General features: G+C 57.6%; 21 protein-coding genes and 1 tRNA gene. 20 read left to right on the forward strand and 2 right to left on the reverse strand.

The window, feature by feature from the left end:
- Nucleotide 1 precedes the first annotated feature (1 nt).
- Nucleotides 2-751 (reverse strand): tRNA (guanosine(46)-N7)-methyltransferase TrmB, encoded by a 750-nt coding sequence (gene trmB, locus OOZ48_RS03005; protein ID WP_269495534.1) that lies wholly within the window; start codon nt 749-751, stop codon nt 2-4.
- 88 nt (nt 752-839) lie between these two features.
- Here trmB and OOZ48_RS03010 point away from each other — a divergent pair.
- The 13 genes from OOZ48_RS03010 to OOZ48_RS03070 all read left to right on the forward strand — a co-directional run bounded on the left by OOZ48_RS03010 (nt 840) and on the right by OOZ48_RS03070 (nt 12,402).
- Nucleotides 840-913: transfer RNA gene (locus OOZ48_RS03010), tRNA-Gly, on the forward strand.
- A 239-nt stretch (nt 914-1,152) separates the two neighbouring features.
- Nucleotides 1,153-3,042 carry a tyrosine-type recombinase/integrase gene (locus tag OOZ48_RS03015; protein WP_269495535.1) on the forward strand — a complete coding sequence of 630 codons (1,890 nt, stop codon included), beginning with the start codon at nt 1,153-1,155 and terminating at the stop codon, nt 3,040-3,042.
- Between the two features lie 699 nt (nt 3,043-3,741).
- A complete protein-coding gene (locus tag OOZ48_RS03020) occupies nt 3,742-4,488 on the forward strand; it encodes a hypothetical protein (RefSeq protein ID WP_269495537.1) in 747 nt (248 codons plus the stop codon).
- 117 nt (nt 4,489-4,605) lie between these two features.
- Entirely contained in the window at nt 4,606-4,818 is a 213-nt protein-coding gene (locus tag OOZ48_RS03025) for an AlpA family transcriptional regulator (RefSeq protein ID WP_102071001.1), read from the forward strand.
- A 40-nt stretch (nt 4,819-4,858) separates the two neighbouring features.
- Nucleotides 4,859-5,737: a ParA family protein gene (locus tag OOZ48_RS03030; RefSeq protein ID WP_269495540.1), complete on the forward strand. Its 879-nt coding sequence runs from the start codon at nt 4,859-4,861 to the stop codon at nt 5,735-5,737.
- On the forward strand, nt 5,721-5,981 hold the full coding sequence (locus OOZ48_RS03035; RefSeq protein ID WP_269495542.1) for a hypothetical protein: 261 nt from the start codon (nt 5,721-5,723) through the stop codon (nt 5,979-5,981). Before OOZ48_RS03030 ends, OOZ48_RS03035 begins: the two co-directional genes overlap by 17 nt.
- Nucleotides 5,974-7,626 (forward strand): ParB family protein, encoded by a 1,653-nt coding sequence (locus OOZ48_RS03040; protein WP_269495544.1) that lies wholly within the window; start codon nt 5,974-5,976, stop codon nt 7,624-7,626. Before OOZ48_RS03035 ends, OOZ48_RS03040 begins: the two co-directional genes overlap by 8 nt.
- Before the next feature lie 15 nt (nt 7,627-7,641).
- Nucleotides 7,642-8,202, forward strand: a complete 561-nt coding sequence (locus OOZ48_RS03045) for a DUF2857 domain-containing protein (RefSeq protein ID WP_269495546.1) — start codon at nt 7,642-7,644, stop codon at nt 8,200-8,202.
- 3 nt (nt 8,203-8,205) lie between these two features.
- Nucleotides 8,206-9,381: an STY4528 family pathogenicity island replication protein gene (locus OOZ48_RS03050; RefSeq protein WP_269495548.1), complete on the forward strand. Its 1,176-nt coding sequence runs from the start codon at nt 8,206-8,208 to the stop codon at nt 9,379-9,381.
- Between the two features lie 229 nt (nt 9,382-9,610).
- Nucleotides 9,611-10,411, forward strand: a complete 801-nt coding sequence (locus tag OOZ48_RS03055; RefSeq protein WP_269495550.1) for a PFL_4669 family integrating conjugative element protein — start codon at nt 9,611-9,613, stop codon at nt 10,409-10,411.
- On the forward strand, nt 10,408-10,941 hold the full coding sequence (locus OOZ48_RS03060; protein WP_269495552.1) for a DUF3158 family protein: 534 nt from the start codon (nt 10,408-10,410) through the stop codon (nt 10,939-10,941). The genes OOZ48_RS03055 and OOZ48_RS03060 overlap by 4 nt, the downstream gene beginning before the upstream one ends.
- A gap of 51 nt (nt 10,942-10,992) precedes the next feature.
- On the forward strand, nt 10,993-11,394 hold the full coding sequence (locus OOZ48_RS03065) for a single-stranded DNA-binding protein (protein ID WP_269495554.1): 402 nt from the start codon (nt 10,993-10,995) through the stop codon (nt 11,392-11,394).
- 228 nt (nt 11,395-11,622) lie between these two features.
- Nucleotides 11,623-12,402 carry a hypothetical protein gene (locus tag OOZ48_RS03070; RefSeq protein WP_269495555.1) on the forward strand — a complete coding sequence of 260 codons (780 nt, stop codon included), beginning with the start codon at nt 11,623-11,625 and terminating at the stop codon, nt 12,400-12,402.
- A 64-nt stretch (nt 12,403-12,466) separates the two neighbouring features.
- Here the strand turns inward: OOZ48_RS03070 and OOZ48_RS03075 are convergent, their stop codons facing one another.
- Nucleotides 12,467-13,183 carry a hypothetical protein gene (locus tag OOZ48_RS03075; protein ID WP_269495557.1) on the reverse strand — a complete coding sequence of 239 codons (717 nt, stop codon included), beginning with the start codon at nt 13,181-13,183 and terminating at the stop codon, nt 12,467-12,469.
- Between the two features lie 426 nt (nt 13,184-13,609).
- Here OOZ48_RS03075 and OOZ48_RS03080 point away from each other — a divergent pair, with 426 nt between their 5' ends.
- From OOZ48_RS03080 to OOZ48_RS03110, 7 genes are all read left to right on the forward strand, one after another.
- On the forward strand, nt 13,610-15,625 hold the full coding sequence (locus tag OOZ48_RS03080) for a DNA topoisomerase III (RefSeq protein ID WP_269495559.1): 2,016 nt from the start codon (nt 13,610-13,612) through the stop codon (nt 15,623-15,625).
- A 548-nt stretch (nt 15,626-16,173) separates the two neighbouring features.
- Nucleotides 16,174-17,643, forward strand: a complete 1,470-nt coding sequence (gene dcm / locus OOZ48_RS03085; RefSeq protein ID WP_269495560.1) for a DNA (cytosine-5-)-methyltransferase — start codon at nt 16,174-16,176, stop codon at nt 17,641-17,643.
- 308 nt (nt 17,644-17,951) lie between these two features.
- A complete protein-coding gene (locus tag OOZ48_RS03090) occupies nt 17,952-18,782 on the forward strand; it encodes a hypothetical protein (protein ID WP_269495562.1) in 831 nt (276 codons plus the stop codon).
- 366 nt (nt 18,783-19,148) lie between these two features.
- Nucleotides 19,149-19,511, forward strand: a complete 363-nt coding sequence (locus tag OOZ48_RS03095) for a hypothetical protein (RefSeq protein WP_269495564.1) — start codon at nt 19,149-19,151, stop codon at nt 19,509-19,511.
- 322 nt (nt 19,512-19,833) lie between these two features.
- The gene (locus OOZ48_RS03100; RefSeq protein WP_269495565.1) at nt 19,834-20,397 is read left to right on the forward strand and encodes a hypothetical protein; all 564 of its coding nucleotides are present in this window, start codon (nt 19,834-19,836) and stop codon (nt 20,395-20,397) included.
- A 286-nt stretch (nt 20,398-20,683) separates the two neighbouring features.
- The gene (locus OOZ48_RS03105; protein WP_269495567.1) at nt 20,684-20,896 is read left to right on the forward strand and encodes a hypothetical protein; all 213 of its coding nucleotides are present in this window, start codon (nt 20,684-20,686) and stop codon (nt 20,894-20,896) included.
- A 20-nt stretch (nt 20,897-20,916) separates the two neighbouring features.
- Entirely contained in the window at nt 20,917-21,309 is a 393-nt protein-coding gene (locus tag OOZ48_RS03110) for a hypothetical protein (protein WP_269496306.1), read from the forward strand.
- Nucleotides 21,310-21,354 lie beyond the last annotated feature (45 nt).

The following is a 21,354-nucleotide window of genomic DNA, read 5'->3' on the forward strand; positions in this document are numbered from 1 at the left end:
CCTAGGGTTCGCGGTGGTGTGCGGGCGCCGCGTCCGCGCGGCGAGTGAAAATCAGGTCCCAGACGCCGTGGCCCAGACGCAGGCCGCGGTTCTCGAATTTGGTCAGCGGCCGATAGTCCGGGCGCGGCGCGAAATCCGCGCAAGTGTTGCGCAGCATCGGTTCGGCCGACAGCACCTCGAGCATCTGCTGCGCGTAGTGTTCCCAATCGGTGGCGCAATGGACGTAGGCGCCCGGCGCCAGGCGGCTGGCCAGCAGGGCGACGAAGCGCGGCTGGATCAGGCGGCGCTTGTGGTGGCGCTTTTTCGGCCAGGGATCGGGAAAATAGATGTGGGCGCCGGCCAGCGACCCCGGCGCGATCATGTCGTGCAGCACCTCGACCGCGTCGTGCTGGATGATGCGGATGTTGCCCAGGCCGTGTTCCTCGATGCGCTTGAGCAGCGCGCCCACCCCCGCGTTGAACACCTCGACGCCGAGGAAATCATCACCCGGCCGGGCCTGGGCGATCTGCTGCGTGGTCTCGCCCATGCCAAAGCCGATCTCGAGGATCACCGGCGCCTCGCGGCCGAAGGCCTGGGCCAGGTCCACCGGCCGGGATTGGTAGGGGATCGACCAGCGCGGCAGCCATTGGGCGAGCGCCTGCTCCTGGCTGGGGGTGATGTGGGCGCGACGGTGGACGAAGCTGCGGATGTGGCCGCTGCCCGACGGATGCGTCGCGGTCACGATGGGCGGGTAGGATTTGGGGAGGTTCAAAATACTGGTAAAATATCGGGCTGCAAGGGTTTTGGATGAGCCCATCATTCTACCGTAAATCCTTGCGAATCAATCGATTGCGGTCGATGCGGGTGTAGTTCAATGGTAGAACGGCGGCTTCCCAAGCCTCAAGCGTGGGTTCGATTCCCATCACCCGCTCCACGTCAACATTCCACGGTGTTCCGTCAATGGCCATTAGGTTCTATAAGTCATTGATTGTTGGGAAGTTATTCTAATCTGGATGTTCCACTGACATCCATGGAAAGCTCCCTACAGCGCCTCTGAATGGGTACATTATTGGGTACATCAATACGTATGTACCCGGTGCCGGATTGTTGATGGGCGCAAACATCAGGTGAGATCAGCATAAGTCCAACTTCCCCGCTTCAGGAGTTGGCACCATGGCTCTGTCCGATCTGACTGTCCGTAAAGCTACGGCGACGGGTAAAGACCGCAGCATTGCGGATTTCGATGGTCTGTATCTCTTTGTTCCCGTTCAGGGGCGAAAAGCGTGGCACTTTCGTTACTACTATGTCGGCAAGCGTCAACGCTTTTCCCTGGGGACCTACCCCGAGGTGTCGCTGCGCGAGGCCAGAGACCTGCGCGACGAGGCCAGGGCCTTGTTGGCCAAGGGCATTAATCCTCGCAACGAGCGTAAAAGAAAGCGCCAAGCGATCGTCTTGGCCGGTGCCGATACGTTTATGGCGGTCTATAAAAAGTGGCTCGCTCATCGTCAGCTTTCGCTCGATGAGTGCCGCCAAGGCAGCTATGATCAGATTCAACGGGTATTCAAGGCGAACGTTTTTCCTGTGCTGGGCAATCTGACCGTCCATGAGATCACACAGGCTCACCTGTTGGATATCATCGGCAAGGTCGAGGCGCGGGGTTCGCTGTCGGTGGCCGAGAAATTGCGCACGTGGTTGAATCAACTTTTTTCCTACATCAAGGTGGTCGTTACGGGGATAAAGGAAAATCCGGCCGCTGATCTGGATGTGGTGGCGTTGCCGTTGCCCCCGGTCGACCACAACCCCTTCCTGCGCATGGCCGAGCTGCCAGTTATGCTGCAAACGCTGCGCAAGTACCGGGGTCGGCTCACGACTCAACTGGGTTTGCGGCTGCTGATGCTGACTGGGGTGCGCACGGGAGAATTACGATATGCCACACCCGATCAGTTCGATCTGGACCGGGGCCTCTGGATCATCCCTGTGGTGCGTCTGAAGCAGCGTAAGATGCTCACGAAAAAGAATCGCAAGCGGATGTCCGACATTCCGCCTTATATCGTCCCGTTGTCCGTGCAGGCCCAGGAAATCGTTCGTTACCTGCTGGCGCAGTTCAAACCAGCTCAGGTGTACCTGTTGCCAGGAGCGAGATTCCTACTCAGGCCAGTGAGCGAAAACACGCTGAACCACGCACTCAAGCGCATGGGGTACGAGGACCGACTGACTGGGCATGGCATTCGCGCAACGATCTCCACGGCACTCAACGAGCTGGGATACCTCAAGAAATGGGTCGATGCTCAGCTCTCGCATGCCGACCCGGATAGGATCAGTGCCACCTATAATCACGCCGAGTACGTAGAACAACGGCGTGTCATGATGCAGGACTGGGCCGATCGACTTGATCTATTCGAGCAGAACCACGTCCAGGCGGCCAGCATGCACCTGACCATTACGCTGCAAGGCTTGCCCACCATTGCCGGCCAGGCCGTGACGCATCGTCCCATCATCAATCCGAATACGCCAACGCTCATCGTGGCCCCAGCAACACCCGATATGCCCATCGTGCCGGAGTCAGCCCAGCGTTTGCCCGCAGTGGAGGTGCCGGACTATGCCAAACCTCAGCCGTCACCTCTGCAGCACGAACGAATGAAGCTGCTCGATCTGTTCGAGGCCGCCCACCACCTGCGTGTTGTTGACTACGCGACGTTAGTGGGTAAGTCCAGGCGCTGGATCAGTTATGAAATCCAGGCGCGCAATCTGCTCGCGCTTAGTATGGGCCATCGTGGCTTACGCGTACCCGATTGGCAGTTGGACCCACTCAAGCGGCGGCTGGTCCAAAGTGTGCTCGCCTCAACCCCACCCGACATCGACGCCTGGCAGATTTACCACGTATTAACAGAGGCGCATGAGTCGCTGGGGGGGCGTTCGCCAATTGAGGCCATCACCGTGCGTAACCTAGATTATCTCGTTGGCTTGGTGCGTGACACGCTCTACGCTATGCAATGGCCCGTCTCACCCTTCACGACGCTCTCGCAAATGGAGAATGCCACAGCGGTCGAGATGATGGTATGAGGCCACATTGATAGGACACAGATGGCCTTGGCGGCATTAAATAATTAAGCTGAGGTCATCGTGGTTTGGGCCACTTTTACTCGCCACGTCTTGCTTCTGCAAGCGCTAGGACTCCAGCTTGACGAGTCCTGGCGCTCAGCCGCATTGCGCCATAGCCGGCGTATCTAAGTCGAACTGACGCGGTTCGTACGTCAGCACCCTAGACATCCGCGTGCGCGCTTCTCTCACTGATTGTTATTCAATTCGACCGATATCCGGTCCGCCGCCTACAACCCGCTACTTGAAGTACGACGCGGCTAACTAGGAGTATTCAGATTGCCGGAACAGAATCCTAGTTGCAAAATTGGTCTCTCAGGATTCCGGATGGGTCTTAGGCGACCGGCGCTTCCCCTAGTGTTCCTTGGCATGGCGAAAAATATGTATCAGTGATGCCGTCTGCTTAGACCGTCGGTAGAACACCTAAGACCTATTGAGACTTGTAGGGGCAGGTAAAAACCATGACGCTGGCCAGTATGTACGAGTAACGGGTTAACGCTGGAGCTTGTGAGGTGGCCAATCAGAACCATCGAATTTTCGCACATCAAGCGCGTGATCGCTACCGGCGATCGGCGGACCTGATGTCAGTTCTCAAGGCTTTTACAAAGGCGCTCGTACAGCAGAAGAGTCGGTGATGTAGCACTCCCACAAGGAGACGGAGACATGCATGAGAATCCCTCAACATCCATGGTTTTCTATCGCCCCATCGAAGCAGCCATTCGCTGGGTGGGCCTATTGGGACACGAGCAGGAAATCCTGTCTGCCATCTCGTCGCCAAGAAATTTACCGCGAACGCTCGATTATCCCCGGTGGGACGATCTTCTATTATGCATGGATCGTATCTACGATGCCGTCATCCACCGGGAATTGCCTTATGGACAAAACGGCGTCACGTTAAATGATGAATCGCTGTTTGATTCGACCGAGCTGACTATTCGTCATATCGATTTGAAGCGTTGGATACGCATCCATTACCCAGAGCATCGCCCTAGGTTCCTTTTCAGTCGCAGCGAGCGCATTGCGCATCCCTTCATCACGTTGGAGGCGGGCCAGGCCATGCTGATCGAGCGACAGGCCATGAAAGCCGAGCTTGAGCAATGCCGCCGCCAGATGCACGCGCTTCGGGAACAGCATGAAAGCTTTCTTAAGCAATCGGTGGTGATCTCAGCCTGTAGTCAAGGTAACATTTCCGACAGGGCTGAAGCAACGTACCTGAACATCATCGGTGGAATGCTGACGCTGATGCTGGGGACGTCACCCGCAGGCAAGGCCTACTCCAGTTTCAGGACTCAGGAAGCCGTGGTGAGCGCCCTGGTGGCGCATCACCAGAGTGTCATGGGGATCACGGAACGAACCTTGAACGGCAAGTTTGCCAGCGCAAAACGCAGGCTGCGTAGCGCAAACAGCTGAGCGCTGCCAGCTTGTATCTGCAGTCTCCGAAACTGCATTTGCAATGTACTTCCACACCCGTTTCGATTGAATAGAGGTTACGCCAACAAGCGCTACCAAGCGTTAAGGAGTGACCCTATGTCGCAGACACCTGCCTTGCCCCCGGGCGAACGCCGCATTTTACGACGCGAAGAAGTTGAAGCCAAAACGGGCTTTAAGCGCGCCCATATCTACAACCTGATGAAGAAAGGCCAGTTTCCGAAGGCCTTGCGCCTCGGGGTGCGCGCGGTCGGCTGGGATTCAGTTGAAATCGACCAGTGGATCACCGAACGCCTCGATAACCGGGCGTAACCGCTCTCCCTCACATTTTCACACCCACACGGAGAGCGCCATGCAGGTTGTATCCATCATTTCTACCAAAGGCGGCGTGGGAAAGACAACCACCGCCGCCAACCTGGGCGGGTTCGTCGCCGATGCGGGCCTGCGCGTGCTGCTGCTTGATTTTGACATCCAGCCCACGCTGTCGTCCTATTACGAGCTGGCACATCGTGCCGCCGGTGGCACCTACGAGCTGCTCGCCTTCAACGAGCAGCGTATCGAGCAGTTGGTGTCTCGCACCGTTATCGCTGGTCTGGACTTGGTGGTGTCCAACGATGACCGGGGCGAACTGAACACACTATTGCTGCATGCGGCCGATGGACGCTTACGGCTGCGCCATCTATTACCGGTGCTGGCGCCGCTCTATGACCTGGTGCTCATCGATACGCAGGGCGCGCGCAGTGTGATGCTGGAGATGGCCGTGCTCGCTTCCGACTTAGCGCTGTCGCCGGTTACCCCCGAAATCCTGGCCGCACGCGAATTACGGCGCGGGACCATACAGTTGATTGAGGATATCGCGCCGTATCGGCACCTGGGCATTGAGCCGCCGCCTTTGCAGCTGCTCATCAACCGGGTACATCCTGTGTCGTCAAACGCCCGTCTGATCCAGCAGGCGCTTCGCGATTTATTCCAGGGACAAGTTGGCCTTCGTGTGCTGGGCACGGACGTGCCTGCCATCGAAGCCTATCCCCGCGCCGCGACACGGGGCCTGCCCGTGCATCGCATCGAATACCGACAGCCGACAGGTCGCGTGGCACCCGCCGCACTTGAGACCATGCGATCGCTTGCCATTGAACTTTTTCCGTTGTGGAAAGAGCCTTTGGCCCGCGTCTCGGGCCGCCCGCAGCACCCGCATCAACCAGGGAGCGCACGCCATGGCCAACGCGCATGAGTTAGCACGTGGCCATAAGCGGCTGCGTGCTCTGATTGATTTTGCCATTGCTGAAGGCTGGCACGTGAAGCGAACATCAGGCGGCCATCTCAAATTCACTAAGGCGGGATACGCGCCGATCTACACCAGCACGACGGCAAGCGACCATCGAGCCAGTCTCAATGCGCAGGCCCAGATTCGGCGCGCTGGCCGGCAATGCCGCCCAATCCTTGAAAACCTTCAGCGGGGGACAGGCCATGGCTGACATAACTTCCCAGGATATGGCAACCAAGTTGCTGGCCGCGGGCTTTGAGCGCAACAGCTCCTCTGCCTCTGCATTGAGCGACCCGATCGCCGATACCCCCATGATCGTCACTTTGGATCAGCTGCGTCCCTATGATCACGATCCGCGCATGAAGCGCAATTCCGCGTACGATGAGATCAAGGCCTCTATTCGAGAACGTGGGCTGGACGCATCCCCCGCCATTACCCGGCGACTGGGCGCAGAGCACTACATCATCCGCAACGGTGGTAATACCCGCTTGGCGATTCTGCGCGAACTGTGGTCAGAAACCAAGGACGAACGTTTTTTCCGCATTTCTTGCCTGTTTCGGCCTTGGCCAGAGCGGGGCGAGATCATCGCCTTGACGGGACACCTAGCCGAAAACGAGTTGCGCGGTGGCCTGACGTTTATCGAGCGCGCGCTCGGTGTGGAAAAAGCTCGCGAGTTCTACGAACAGGAAAGTGGCACAGCGCTGAACCAATCCGAACTTGCGCGCCGCCTGGCCGCCGACGGTTATCCCGTGCAGCAATCCCACATCAGCCGCATGTCCGATGCTGTACGCTATCTGCTGCCGGCCATCCCGACCGTGCTTTATGCCGGACTGGGCCGTCACCAGATCGAGCGGCTTGCCGTCATGCGCAAGTCCTGTGAGCGTATCTGGGAGCCGCATACAAAAGGCAGGGCGGTATCACTGGATTTTGAGAGTTTCTTTCAGGACGTGCTGACCCAATTCGATACGCAGGTGGAGGAGTTTTCCTGGCAACGCGTGCAGGACGAGTTGATTGGACAAATGTCTGACCTGCTGGGTGTGGACTATGACGTTTTGAGCCTGGATCTGAATGACTCAAACAGTCGTCAGCGCGCCTTGGCGAGCGAGCCAACACCCGAAGGTTCGCTTACGACATTATCCGTACCCACGGCAGCGCCGTCCTCGACTGTTGAAACACCGCCCACGGTCTCTGCGCCACTCAGTGCGCCGCCTGTCAGCCCACCTGCGGTGAATTCGCCGCCTCGCGAAGCCATCGTGGGTGCTAACGACGCTAACACCGATGGTATCGATGACTCCGAGCGTCTGCGGGAACATATCATCTCGACAGCTCCCACGACCGAACGGCTGCAGTCTATTCAGCGCATGGTGGCCGACCAGTTGGGGGATGCGATACCGCCCGAATTTGCGGCCAACGTGCTGCAATCCATTCCTGTGCAAGCCGGTGGGTTGTATCCGATTTCGGATGTCTGGTACATCGACACGGGGTTGGACGCACCCGATCGGCTGCGAATCCACATTGAACAATTCGCACGAGAAATCGCCGACGAGGCGGGCGTGGCTGACTGTGTGCAGGCGAGCTGCGATGGTATCGGGTTCCGTTGCGCTGAATGGCAGGAAAGCATGCCAGTAGCAGCACGTGCCGTCACGCACTTGTTGAGGGCACTAAGCGGTCAGCCTATCGCTGTGCCAGAGCCTGACGATGAGCGTCTGGCTGCCCACTTGCCGGTGCTGCTACACGGTAATGGCCAGCAGGCGCCCGGTTTGAGCGATACCGCCTTGGTCAAGTTATTTCGCTTGCTGCGCCTGGCAAGACGCCTGGTGGAGCTTGACCTCAATAGACCCCATCGCGGTGCGTGAGAGAGGAGGATCGTCATGTCCACACCACACCCTTTGAATCAGGCCGTTATTGCCCAGGCGCTGTACGATCTGCGCAACGGCCAGCTGCGCCGCTGTAAGGCGATGGGGTTCGGTGAGGAAGAGCTTAACGCGCTCAAGCGTCCCGAACTGATTAGCGTGCTCCTGAATGCTTCCGTGTCGTGGTGCTCTGTGTCGATCAATCGCGACGTGGTCAAGCGGTTGCTGCAACAGGCTCAGGACGCGGAAAAAGAGATCGCTTTCGTGGATCGCATGCTCCGGCTTGGTGCCAGCACAGAAATGGTCGGTCGCTTCTACGGTTTGACGCATCAGGAGGTCGCTCTGCGGCGCGACATTTTGGGATTACCCAAACGCAAGGGGCGCCACCCCGTGCTGGATGAAGAGCAGGATACGGCGCTCTGGAAGCAGTGGAGGGTGTTTGCAGAGGCCAGAAGCATTGCGTGTGATGATGACGCCGCCATGTTGGAGGCCGCCATGGACTTGGCCGAAGACATGGCGCTGCCGCTATCCGTGGTCTGGTCAGCAATCAAGGGCTGGGTTGACCAAGGGTTGGGCTAGGTCGTGGCGGACCATGAAGCGAGTCGGCACGATGGCCCCGTCTTGCTGTCCAACCTGTTGGACGGTGCGCTGACGGAACTTTCTTCCGAGCAGGAGCAGAACCCAGCGAGCGATGGGTTTCTCTATAGCGGTAATCGGCACGAGAGCGTTCCGCGCCGGCTTTTTCTCGATAGACGATTGACACCGTTGGAGCGCAACGCCTGGCAAGTCTTCCGGCTGCTGCTCAATGATGACGGTGTCACGGCATTTCCCACCTACGAGCAATTGCGACCCTGGCTTGCCTCGATGCCGTGCGGGGCTCAAGCCTCGCATGAGACCGTGGCGCGCGCACTGACCTTGTTGCGTCTGACGCGCTGGCTCAGTCTGGTGCGCCGTCGGCGCGACCCCAAAACGGGTCGTATTCAGGGCAATCTCTATGTGCTGCACGACGAACCGTTGACGCCGTTTGAAGCCATGCAGCTTGACCCGGATTATCTGGAGCTGGTCAGTCAGTCTCTGAGCCACTCGGCCAAGGCCGTTCAGATCGTCGGCCTGAATACGTTGCAGGAAATTGCCGATGACCCCTTGTTGCAGGGGCGCACGTTGCCCTCTCGTTTGTACGTGCTCGCGCAACGCCTGCAGCAGGACGCGCCAGACAAGAGTTATCCACAGGAGGGGGGGCGCCACGAATCCGAAGAAGGCGGCTCGGGCTTACTTCGGAATGTCGAAGCCCCGTCTTCGGAATCCGAAGCAGGGGTGAAACCCGCGTCAAACGGCACTCTTCCGAATCCGAAGCGGGACCGTACAGTACGTGAGGTAAGTATTAAAGAAGTACGTACGGCTGAGCCCGTTCGCGGGGCACAGAATTTACGCTTGCCCCAACGTTTTGGGCAATTAAAGCAAGAGCAGCAGGCGGGCACCTTGGTCGCGCTACGCCAGGTGGATGAGTCCCTACGCCAGGCGGTGCTCGACGAGTGGGCGGCGCGTTGCAATAACCAGGTGGTGCGTAATCCTGCCGGCTATCTGTTTGGCATCATTCAACGCGCGATCAGTGGGGACTTCAAACCCTGGGCAGGAAAGTCGAAAGGCCCGGCACCCACTAAAGCACCTACATCCGAATCAGCGCCGCGCGAAGTGGTGCCGCCCGAAGTTGCTCTGGAACATCTCAATCGATTGCGTGAATTGGTGAATAAGGACTGAGTCCGGTTAGCGGGGTGGGGGAGCAGCCATGGCCTGCGTTCCACGTGAAAAGCCATCGCGTGTTGAGGATCGGAACACCATGGACGTTCTTGGAGCTATCCCCTGGGGATAATTCGCTGGCCAGTGCGGCCACGGCGAAACTGGGATAAGCGCGTATCCATTTCTTGACTGACTGCCTTCTGGCTCATGCCGATGATGGTGCCTTACCCATTCACGACGAGTCGTCACTATGTCCAACGAACGAAATTCCTCCGAGTCCTTGCAGTTGAACCTCGGGTCTCTGCGCAGCGCCATGTCGCTCACGCTGCACACGCACCACGCCTCACGCATCTGGCACGGGCGTGCGCCCGCCGAAGGTAAGCCGGCGATCGTCGGCCTAAACGGTTTTGTGTCGATTATGAACAAGCTCAAACGTGGCGCGGAGCAAGACGATCCGTATTCCGACTGGTGGATGCTGCGCATTGAAGACAAGCTCGAGCAAACCAAGACCACGCTTCAAACCCTGGGCGAGCAGGTCGATCAGGCCCTGACTAACGTGCCATCGGCGCTGAGCCTTGGGGAGAACCTGAACGTGCAGCCCGTTAAGCTGCCGCTCTTCGTTAATGCCCAATTAGGGTTTGCCGCCGTCTATCTACTGGCCGATTACGATGAGATCGCGCGCAAACTTATCCTGGCGCATCACACAGCACTGATCGATCGCCGCACACTGGAGCGCTGGCTAAATGAGGGTGCGCACGCACTGCGCAGCCTGTTCAGTCTGGCGCAGCAATACCGCTACTCGGGTACGCAGCGCGACGATTTTGCCGCCAAGAATGCCGCCGCGCGAGCCGCCATCGAGAAGTTCGGCGAATTGCCCGAGGATGTGCTGGAAGGTACGAGGCGCTCACGCTTTGCGCCACCGATCGTGCGCCGGGGCCAGCCGCTGAGTAGCCATGTCGAGCCCGATGCGAGCGATACGCCGTCTGTCGCATCAGATGCTTCGCCCGACACGTTTGAGCCTGTTGCCACCGACGAGGACGAATCGGCATGAGCGATCACCACGATAGCGCACGCCGCCACTTCCAGGCGTTGCAACAGACGGACTTCCTGCGGCTGGAACACGCGGCCTATCTAAAAGGCCTTTTAAAACCTTTTAAAGGTAAGGGGGCTTTGGAGGATTGGGCCAACCAGTGCTTTGCACTACGCGACGACATGATAGGCCTGGCGCAGCGGCGGGTCCTGCCACAGACGAGCGGCTATCCCTTTCACCTGCTGGATGTGGAACTGGCCCAACAAAACACTGGCGCAGGCACGACCTTTTTGCGCTGGCGCAAGCATGATCGTTCGGCCATGGGCGTGGCGTTGTGGCAGGCGCTGATGGCCAGCGCCGCCACGCCAGTCACGATGCTCGATGACCTGCATGCCATCGAGCAGCAGCGCATTGTGCTGAACATGCAGATCAGTCTTTTGCACACGCTCGGGCGCCAGGCTCGGGAATGCGCCAACAAGTTGGCTCAGGCCGAAGACGTTTATCTGCGCCGGCTGCGATCTATGTCTGAGACAGACCGCGATCAGCGGTAATCCCAACCGCCTGCGCCGGAGCAGGCACCCCAAGCATCAGGAGATTGATCTATGAGTACGCATTTTTTCGGTGAAGGCAACATCGGTTCAGCCCCGGAGTATCGTGAGTTTCCCAACGGCAACGACGAACCTAGTCGGCTGCTGCGCCTTAACGTTTATTTTGACAATCCTGTGCCAAAGAAGGATGGCACCTTTGAGGACCGCGGTGGTTTCTGGGCTCCTGTCGAGCTGTGGCATCGCGATGCCGAGAGCTGGGCCAGCCTGTACCAGAAGGGCATGCGTGTGTTGGTGGAGGGGCGTACTGTTCGGGACGAATGGGAGGACGCCCAGGAAAACGAGCGCGTGACTTTCAAAATCGAAGCACGGCGCGTGGGCATTTTGCCGTTTCGGCTGGAGGCGATCAAAGTCAGCGCCAAGTCCGTCAGTGCCGAATCAGCGGCTGAGGACGAATAACTTATTTTGTGTGGAGCAGCGGCATGTCGATGTTGCTGCTCCTTTTTTAACGTCGGGCGATACACCTATCCCCAGGGGATAGCTCCACTGACGTCCACTGTGTTCCACGCTTTCCCTGCAGTATTTCTGCTGTCTCGACTATTGCTATTACGTCGGCACTACGTGATCACTCGTTACACTGTGCGTAGAGCCTTTACGACGGGCATTAGACTCAAGGAGATTCACAGCATGATTGGATTGAGGACGCGGCATTCCTTTGCGCAGTTTCTGGAATTACAGGAGCCCGCTGTTTCGATAGTGCTGTTGGGCAAGTATGGTGTTGCACACCTTTCATTGACTTCGTCCCAACTGCTGTCCCAGTTGAACAATATCGCACGAGGCCTGGACGATCGGACCATCATGTTGGTACTGAGTGAGGTGGTGAGCACTGCAGGGGATTTGCGCGCGCGGGTCAATCCGAAGTATCGATTTGACGAGCGTATGCACGATCTGACGCAGTGCCTATTGCTAGACGGTTATGCCATTGAAAGCAAGAAGCTGATTCAGACAGATCCTTCGGTTGGCGAGGCAGCACCGGTGGAAGATGACCTAGTTGAGGCGCTACGTAATTGCACTGCCCCTCAGCGCGAAGATATTATCTCGAAAATTAACGATTCGGCTCAAGCGTTCCGTGCGACGCCTCCTGATTTCAACGCCGCGTTGGTAAACGCACGTGTCGCGCTTGAAACTTTGGCTGTAGATGTTGCCGCTGATGTGGCCTATTATTTCCCCAATCCGGCACCCTATGACCCAGCCAAATGGGGCAGTGTGATCGAGTTTTTACGCAAGTGCGATGAAATTACTCTGGAAGAGGAACGCGGGTTGGCAGGTGTATTTGGGTTCTTGAGTCCCGGCGCTCATAGACCTGTGGGCATATCTCAGGATCAAATGACGCGCCTGGGCCGATCATTCGCTCTTAATATGTGCTGGTTCTTACTTAAGAACCGTCTGGCCAAGCGTCCAGGTTAGGCAGTCGGCTTGTTGGTTCGATTGGGGCATCGTCGCCCAGCAAGCGACGATGCCGAGTCTCGACTTAGGGTTTCAAGGATTGCTGATACGCGAAATACGCCTGTTCGTCCTCGTAATCTTGATCCCGCCAACTGTCATCGGCAGATGCGCCCGCGCCGCCTTCCTGGAATACTAGGCCGGCACGTCCGGCCTTTTGATAGACCAGCCATCCACTGCATTTGAGCGTGTCCCCATTGAACATGCGATCGCCATTCGGATCGTACTCTCCTATCATTTCGCCGTCGGATTGGATTTTCCATTCATTGACAGCAGTCCAAAGATCCTCGGTGGGCGGGCATTCGATGCTGAGCTCGGGTTCATCAACGAAGCTAGCATTGCTTTCCGCCATCGAGATCGCTACGTCCTCGTCCTCATAAATTGTTTCCGCTAGAGCCTGGCGTCCGTAGGTGTCGTAGAAGTCGGATATATCATCGCATACCTGGGCGTGGGTGATGGCGCCTTTTAGGGCGGCTACGCAGTGCGCGACAACCTGCACGCTCGCCTGTTGGTTCAGGGTTGCAGCACGCTCGATTCCCATTGGCTGATTAAGCACAATGAACTCCGCGTCGTCTAAATGGTAGTTCAGACCCGGATCTAGCTCTTCGGCGGTTAAAGCGGCGAGGGTGCGGTAGCCGAGTAATGCGGCGATGATTTCAGAGAGGTGTGAGCGCTTGGCAGATAACCCTTGCGCGGCGAGGGATTTTGATGCTGCGTAAGCGGCAGGGGCTAGAAAGGTAGCCATGTCGGAATACTCCACGTCTGTTCGGGCGCTGGACGTTTTGTCGCGATCGAACAGCCGGTATCCCGGATCGTTGAAAGCGAAGTAATGTTTTAGGATGGAGCGAGGTTACCTGTTTTAAGTCGACCAGAACTTAGGCGGGTGCCGGTTGTGATCATAGTCCTAAGCATGCGAATGAGCAATATCCCCTGGACATATCCCCTGGACATATCCCCTGGGGGTAGCGCCACTGACGTCCACTGTGTTCCACGCGCCTCCCGATCTGGACGCAACTGTTCCAGACCCTCCCGATTCGGCCTGATCCTTTCGCGCGTCGGTGAGCACGCCGTTAAAGCGCTTGCACCATGTCCAACTTGTTTACTGCCCGAATCTGACGCTGCGTCCATGCTGTCTCCATTGGCAGTATCAACGAGATCCGGATGGAACAGCATGAGGCTATTTCTGTGCGAGAAGCCCTCGCAGGGCAAAGATATTGGCAAAGTGCTCGGTGCCACGCAGCGCGACAACGGTTGCCTCAAAGGCCCAGGCGTCATCGTGACCTGGTGCATCGGCCACTTGGTCGAGGCGGCACCGCCCGAAGCCTATGACGAGCAGCTTAAACGCTGGTCGATTGAGCAGTTGCCCATTATTCCCCAGCATTGGCGTGTCGAAGTCAAACCCAAGACCGCCACGCAATTCAAAGTCGTCAAGCAGTTGCTGGCACAAGCTACCGAATTAGTGATCGCCACCGATGCTGATCGCGAAGGCGAACTGATCGCCCGCGAAATCGTTGATCTGTGTGGCTATCAAGGACCTATTCAGCGCCTGTGGCTGTCCGCCTTGAACGATGCGTCGATTAGCAAGGCATTGGCCGCTCTGAAACCGTCTTCTGAGACGCTGCCCATGTACCATTCGGCCTTGGCGCGCTCCCGTGCTGACTGGCTGGTGGGCATGAATCTGAGCCGCCTTTTCACCCTGCTGGGTCGGCAGGCCGGCTACGATGGTGTGCTGTCCGTGGGCCGGGTGCAAACACCCACGCTTAAACTCGTCGTGGATCGTGACCGGGAAATTTCCCGGTTTGTTTCCATCCCGTTCTGGGCCATCGATGTGGCGCTCTCTGCTACAGGGCAATCTTTCATCGCGCAGTGGCTGGCCCCCGAAGCCTGCACCGACGAGGTGGGCAGGTGTTTGCAGGAGCCCGTAGCGCAGCAGGCGGCGCAGCAATTACGTGCAAACGGTGCCGCCCAGGTCGTGTCCGTCGAAACCGAGCGAATGCGCGAAGGTCCGCCACTGCCGTTTGATCTGGGCACACTACAGGAAATCTGTTCCAAGCAATTGGTCTTGGATGTGCAGGAAACCCTGGACATTGCTCAAGCCTTGTACGAAACGCACAAGGCCACCACTTATCCACGCTCGGATTCGGGTTACTTGCCCGAGAGCATGCTGGCCGATGTGCCAGCCGTGCTTGACAGCATGCTCAAAACCGATTCCACGTTACAGCCTGTCATGGGGCAGCTTGATCGCACACAGCGCTCGCGTGCATGGAACGACAGTAAGGTAACGGCTCACCATGGCATCATCCCCACGCTGGAACCCGCGAACTTGTCAGCCATGAGTGAAAAAGAGCTGGCCGTCTACCGACTGATCCGTGCGCACTACCTGGCGCAGTTTCTACCCCATCACGAGTTTGACCGCACCATTGCGCGGTTTTCATGCACAGGCGAACATCTTCAAGCCGTAGGCAAGCAGATCGTCATCCCAGGATGGCGGTTGGTGCTGGCCGAGCAGCAACCGGAGGATGCCGACGATGACACCGCCCCGCGCAGTCAAGTGCTGCCCGCACTTAAGCAAGGCCTGTCCTGCCAGGTGACCAACGTCGATCTTAAGGTGCTAAAGACGCTGCCTCCCCGCTATTACACGCAAGGCGAGCTGGTCAAGGCTATGAAAAGCGTCGCGAAGCTTGTGTCCGATCCACGCCTGAAGCAGAAACTGAAGGACACGGTGGGTATCGGCACCGAGGCGACTCGCGCCAATATTATTAACGGCTTGCTGACACGTGGCTATCTGCTCAAGAAAGGCCGGGCAGTCCGCGCATCGGAGGCGGCCGGCACACTCATTGATGCCGTGCCTACAGCGATTGTCGATCCCGGCACCACGGCGGTTTGGGAGCAAGCGCTGGATATGATCGAGGCGGGCCAGCTTACCCATGAGGTCTTCATCGACAAGCAGTCGGCCTGGATTGCGCAGATCATCGCCCAATACCAGGGCACCGCCTTATCAATCAAGGTGCCCCAAGGCCCGCCGTGCCCGCTGTGTATGTCGGCCATGCGCCAACGCACCGGCAAGAACGGTCCTTTTTGGTCATGTTCGCGCTATCCCGATTGCAAAGGCACGTTGCCGGTTGAATCGGCCAACGCCAAGCGCAGTGTGCCGCGTAAGCGCCGCAGCGCACCCAAGGCATCCTAAGATGCCCAATACCCCCTGTGCCATGCAGGCCGATCCGGTTGTATGGCATTAACCCCGCAGCTTTGCGGGATTCCCAGCGCGCCACTCCTTCTATAACCGTGTGCGTGCCTCGCCACGCCGAAGACGGCTGCCGAGGCCAGAAGGATGCTTTTACTTGAAACGCTTCCATGCGCTTTCCCTTGATCGTTGATCGTCACGTCGGCACCGATGGGTCCCCTGGTACTTTGCCGTCGCGTCACCCTGCGAGGCACCAGGAGACCTTTCGGGGTTAACGGTAATCGGTGCCGGTGCCCGCCGGTGAAACACCGGGCTCCCTTTGTGCGCGGATGTGCGCCAGACAATGCCGGCCCCAACCACGACATGGGCCGGGTGTGATTGCTGTGACAGCGTACGGTTCTAGCGACAACCGTGAGCCTAGATCAGCCCACGGGTGGTGACTTCCTCCCGCGCCGAAGGCTTATGGGTCTTCGGCACCTTTCTCCTGCTTTACCACTACCTTCCGGCCCGGCCGATGTCGGTTATGGCCCCTACGAACAGGAGAAACGCAAATGAACCCTCAGCCTACCCACACAACATTGCAGTACGGCAGCGTGTGCAGCGGTATTGAAGCCGTGAGTCTCGCGTGGCAACCACAAGGTATGCAAGCCGCGTGGTTTTCAGAGATTGACCCGTTCCCGTGCGCCGTACTCACCCATCACTATCCCGCCGTACCTAACTTGGGCGATATGACTCAGATCGCCACACTGGTACGTGACGGTCAGGTCGTCGCGCCAGACATTCTCGTGGGCGGGACGCCTTGCCAAGCGTTCAGCATCGCTGGCGCACGTCAGGGGCTTTCCGACCCGCGTGGCGCCTTAACCCTCAAATACGTGGAGTTAGCCAATGTCATCGACCAAACCCGCCAACAAAATCAACGCCCTCCCGCCACAATCATTTGGGAAAACGTCCCGGGCGTCCTTAGTGACCGCTCCAACGCCTTTGGCTGCCTGCTGGGTGTACTGGCCGGCGAAAGCCGTGCGCTCGAACCGCCAGGGGAGAAATGGACGCACGCAGGTTACGTGTCTGGCCCCCAACGCCGTCTCGCCTGGCGTGTGCTCGACGCTCAACATTTCGGTCTCGCCCAACGCCGCAAGCGCGTGTTTCTTGTGGCAAGTGGTCGAGATGACGTCGATCCCGCCCAAGTACTTTTTGAGCGCAAAGGCCTGCACGGGGATTCTTCACAGGGCTTTGCGTCGTGGCAAGACATTGCCTGCACTGCTGGCGCAAGCACTAAAACATCAGGTCGATACGGATGGCTGAATCAAAACGATAGCGATGAAACACTGTCTTTTGCGTTTGGTAATGGCGCCGGCCCGGTCGGGGTTTCATCGTGCCTGCTGGCTGCGGGTACTAAACATGATGCCAGCACTGAAACCTACGTTGTGCAATCGGCAGCCGACCACATCACCCACACGCTGGAAACCGTCAACAGCGGCACAGGCAACAGCGAGGAGGCTATCGGTAAACGTGTACCTATCATTGCTTTCGCCCAAAACTCCCGCGACGAGCTACGTTGGGAGTCTGGGCATGGTCAGGTGGTCGGCACACTCTCAACCGGTGGCGGCAAGCCTGGTCAAGGTGTACCGATGGTACTCAGCGTCTCCTTGCGCGGTCGCGCAGAGGAAACGAATACGGAGCTAGGTACGCACATATCCCCAACCTTACGCGCCTCTGTAGGAGGAGGTGACAAACGACTTGTGCTGTTGCAACACTACGAGGCACATTTCCAGTATATGCCCCACGAGCCAGATGGCACGCACTGGTCGCAGTGGCGTGTGCGTCGGCTGATGCCGATTGAATGCGAACGGCTGCAGGGCATGCCTGACGACTACACGCTGGTGCCATACCGTGGCAAGCCAGCCGCCGATACCCCGCGTTATACAGCGATTGGCAATTCCATGGCTGTGCCATGCCTATCCTGGCTGGGGCAACGGCTGATGCAGCACCTACGAAAAGAGGAGAAGTCTGGCGCGGATTGATGCAAGACTAACTGAACGCTCAACGCCACGCTATAGGCCTGACTTACTGAACCTTCAGTAACCACCAGCAGCCCCGGTCGTTCAAGCTGCGTCGCGAAGTTTTCGCGCCGACCACCTCGTCCGTTTCGCATCACGCCGCGGACGCGCATCCATTACGGATGTCGATGCCGCTTCTCCATTGGGCGTTTCAGCCCAGCCTCTCCAACACGGGTAAACCCCAGACCAATGCGTCTGCGCGTAGGGTCAAGCCGTTCTTATCTTTTCCACTGCGCCTCACCGGCGTTCGTTCTATTTCCAGGAGTCATCCTATGAGCACTATTCGTCTCAAAACCAATCAGCACAAGTTGATTGCCAACCTACGGCATGCGTTCAACCAAGCCTCCATGCTTGGCGAACTATTGCAAAATGCTCGGCGTGCCCAAGCGAGCCACATCCAAATCACCGTCGAAGGCGATACGCTTATCGTCAGGGACGACGGAGTCGGTATCGCCGACCTGCAGACCCTTATCTTCATTGCCGAGTCGGGCTGGGATAAAGATTTGCAAGCCCGTGAGAACGCGTTCGGTCTAGGCGTACTCTCCACGTTGTACTTTGCTCAACACCTGAGTGTTCATTCCATTGATCAGGCCTTTAACGCCGCAACGGAAGCAATCATGCGCGGCGACGCTGTCCTGGTTTATCCAGAGTCGCCACGCGTAGGCACCGAAATTCGTCTCGATGGTGTCCAGTCCCCCGATGCAGGCATCAACCTGCCCGAATGGGTCGGGCGCAAGCTCAACCGGCTGTGCAAAGCCTTTCCCGTTCCGGTCTTTTTGAATGGCACTGAAATCGACAGGCCGTTGGCCGACCCTTCCTTGTCGTGGCGACAAACCAACATGGGTGAAGTTCTTATCGACCTGCGTGCCTCGCGCATGCAGTGGGGGTGCTTCCTGCAGGGCCTGCCTATCGGCGAACGGCCAATGTACAGCAAGCATCAGATCATTCTGTTGCCCGATGATACGCTCGCGAAACTGCCAGATCGCCAGTACTTGCTGAATGAGGCTCAAGATCACAAACGCATCCAAACTGCCGTTGACCTAGCTTACCGCGAAGCCTTAATTGAGGCCAAGCAACGCTTAGCGGCAAGAGAGTTTATTTAAGACTATGCGCAGACCTGCCTCGATTCGTCCAACGCCGATCTGCTCAACGACGTCCCCTTCGTTCCCCGCTCCTGGTTTCGTGACTGGGTACAGGAGCCAGCCGGTTTTCGTCGGTACTGGCAGTATTGTCTGCCCTCGGGTGTTTTCGCCCAGGAAGTACTCGAAAAGTCGGGTGTCTGGCAGATCGTCACTGACGAGAACGATGAGCATACCGCCGAAGTCTATCTGGAAGCCAGCAATGCCTTTTTGCTGGATAAGTCTCGCCTTGACAACGGGCACTGGCTCAATTGTCTGATCAGACAGATCACACCCGAGCAGATTCGCGTCCGATCAGGGACAACTCTGCACAAGGACGCTAGTCTCTGGTTGGCTGACGACGTTGAACTGGAGTTGGTTGAGACACTTCATGTTGGTTTCGATGATCAACCAGAGTATACGGTGGAAGCCGTGCGCAAGTCGGACACGCTCTACCTGACACCAACTGCGGGGGGCAGGACTGAGTTGGTCTCCGACTACCTATTCGACGAACGGTACGACGAGGATCGCGAAGACGAAGACGCTATAGTCATCATGACTTTTATTGCCGTGGGCTGTTCACAGTCTCCCGATCAGGTGCTCAAGGCCTTGTTGCCTGACTTTCTATGGAACATCGCCCAACCTAAGCTCGCCAATGCTTGCATTCATCTGGTATTTGACAGCGAAGGTCAACTGAGCGCGGTTCAACCCTAAACAGTCTCTTACTTTCCGCTCCCTTCGGGGAGCTTTTTTCCTCACAAGCAATCTGATACGACCAAGTACCGATTGGCAAATGACACATCCGAATCGTCATCGGATGCTTATGACATGGGTCGCTGATCGTTTCAGCACCATGCCAGCAGCCAGGGTTTGCAGGCTGCCGTGAGACCTCCTCACGTCACCCGCCAGTTCGCACATGCATCGCACCGGCGAACGTTGCCCACGCGGGCATTGATGCTTATTTCTCCAACCATATGAGTACATGTCACGTCCCATCAGAGGAGTGCCATCGCTCGACACCATCCTAGGAATCCACATGGAAACCACAATTCAGCAATCGCGCATCACATTAAAGAGTCTCAAAGTGGCTCAGTTCGCCAGCGAAGAGACACTGTGCTTCACTGCCACCGTGCTGTTGGACGGCATCGCCATTGCTCAAGCACGCAACGACGGGCGCGGGGGGTCGACCTTCCTTCATGCTCTGGAAGGCAAAGCCTCGCAATTGTCCGATGCCAAACAGTTTGCCACAGGTCTACCACCGGCCCAGTTCGAAGGAGGTGTGACCGGTCAGGATAATACCCCGCTTGTTATCGAGATGACACTGGATTTTCTCGTCGACCAGTTAGCTGAAACCCTACACACCGATCGCAAGCTGCGCACTGCATTCAGTCGTGACATCGGCAATAAAGTGCTGTTCATCAAAAACGGCAAGTTGCTTTTTTTAAAAGGCGTTAAGCTCAAAACGATCACAGACCGACCGGCATACTTCACTGCCTTGCGCGCACGGCAGGCCCTGCCCATCGTCATTCTGGCTGAACTAGCTCCAGACGAGGCATTTGTCGTATGGAAACGCTATGCCACGGGCGAACACACAACTTAATCTTTCATCGCAAGGTCAATCGGGTAACGGTTGATTTCCCATTTCAGGCTGCTAACAGCGGACATCGGAACGATGCTTGTCGCATGTTTTGCTGATTGTGTCAGCACCATGCCAGCAGCTCGGGTTCAGGCTGCCGTGGAGTTTCTCCATGCCACCCACCAGTCCGTCATCGCATCAAGTTTGCGGACGGGTGCCATCGCGGCGCCGATGCCGATTTTTCAACCGCCAGCGGGAGTTGCCATCCCGTTAAAGGCATGGACGTCTCGCTACCTCAAGGAGTTCCTCTATGTCCCAGCAAGCTTCTTTTGGCCATCTGGCCTTGACCTACGTCGGCACCTTTCTGCCGCTCGAAGTACTGAACAGCGCCGCCGGCCATTACATCGGTACACGCGACGCCCACGGCCCCGTCTCTCGCGAGTCGGTTGAGTATTTCCGAAGTTCAGCAGCCGCTCAGCGTGCGCTCAATCGAGGCGGCTGGACACAGCTGCACTATTCGTAATCCATATCAAGGAGAACGCTATCAATTTCCTCTTGCCACATTACCTCGTTGATCATCTCCCAAAAAACGAAAGGTATTTCGCCAGCGCGCCCGAGGCCTTTTTCCAAGCGTGGAAGCGCGGTGTTCAAATCGCCGGACATGAGTGGTTTGGCGATGGCACACACGATGGTCTGGCCGCTGCCTCCAGTAAGTGGGATCTACGTCCTAACTTGTTCCTGCTCAATGACTCCCTGGGTGTCCTGAGCAGCGGCCAGCGCATGTTCCTGGCCGCCATGGTCAGCTTTTACAACGCCAGCGAAGGCGCTGCCATGCTGCGTCGCTGTGGTTTTGAAGGCCTGTCTGATTTGGGCGGGCTGGATCTGCAACGACGGCAGGTCATTGCGGACCTGGTGCTGCACTACAACGGCTGGTGAGATTGCGAAGCTAAACCGCCGTACTTTTTACCCCTATGAGGGACA

This window comes from Castellaniella sp. S9 (assembly GCF_027257175.1).
In the GTDB taxonomy this organism is placed as follows: domain Bacteria; phylum Pseudomonadota; class Gammaproteobacteria; order Burkholderiales; family Burkholderiaceae_B; genus Castellaniella.

Coding starts and splice junctions, on each gene's coding strand:
- OOZ48_RS03015 (WP_269495535.1), top strand. CDS start 1,153: ATGGCTCTGTCCGATCTGACTGTCCGTAAAGCTACGGCGACGGGTAAA.
- OOZ48_RS03020 (WP_269495537.1), top strand. CDS start 3,742: ATGCATGAGAATCCCTCAACATCCATGGTTTTCTATCGCCCCATCGAA.
- OOZ48_RS03025 (WP_102071001.1), top strand. CDS start 4,606: ATGTCGCAGACACCTGCCTTGCCCCCGGGCGAACGCCGCATTTTACGA.
- OOZ48_RS03030 (WP_269495540.1), top strand. CDS start 4,859: ATGCAGGTTGTATCCATCATTTCTACCAAAGGCGGCGTGGGAAAGACA.
- OOZ48_RS03035 (WP_269495542.1), top strand. CDS start 5,721: ATGGCCAACGCGCATGAGTTAGCACGTGGCCATAAGCGGCTGCGTGCT.
- OOZ48_RS03040 (WP_269495544.1), top strand. CDS start 5,974: ATGGCTGACATAACTTCCCAGGATATGGCAACCAAGTTGCTGGCCGCG.
- OOZ48_RS03045 (WP_269495546.1), top strand. CDS start 7,642: ATGTCCACACCACACCCTTTGAATCAGGCCGTTATTGCCCAGGCGCTG.
- OOZ48_RS03055 (WP_269495550.1), top strand. CDS start 9,611: ATGTCCAACGAACGAAATTCCTCCGAGTCCTTGCAGTTGAACCTCGGG.
- OOZ48_RS03060 (WP_269495552.1), top strand. CDS start 10,408: ATGAGCGATCACCACGATAGCGCACGCCGCCACTTCCAGGCGTTGCAA.
- OOZ48_RS03065 (WP_269495554.1), top strand. CDS start 10,993: ATGAGTACGCATTTTTTCGGTGAAGGCAACATCGGTTCAGCCCCGGAG.
- OOZ48_RS03070 (WP_269495555.1), top strand. CDS start 11,623: ATGATTGGATTGAGGACGCGGCATTCCTTTGCGCAGTTTCTGGAATTA.
- OOZ48_RS03075 (WP_269495557.1), bottom strand. CDS start 13,183: ATGGCTACCTTTCTAGCCCCTGCCGCTTACGCAGCATCAAAATCCCTC.
- OOZ48_RS03080 (WP_269495559.1), top strand. CDS start 13,610: ATGAGGCTATTTCTGTGCGAGAAGCCCTCGCAGGGCAAAGATATTGGC.
- dcm (WP_269495560.1), top strand. CDS start 16,174: ATGAACCCTCAGCCTACCCACACAACATTGCAGTACGGCAGCGTGTGC.
- OOZ48_RS03090 (WP_269495562.1), top strand. CDS start 17,952: ATGAGCACTATTCGTCTCAAAACCAATCAGCACAAGTTGATTGCCAAC.
- OOZ48_RS03100 (WP_269495565.1), top strand. CDS start 19,834: ATGGAAACCACAATTCAGCAATCGCGCATCACATTAAAGAGTCTCAAA.
- OOZ48_RS03105 (WP_269495567.1), top strand. CDS start 20,684: ATGTCCCAGCAAGCTTCTTTTGGCCATCTGGCCTTGACCTACGTCGGC.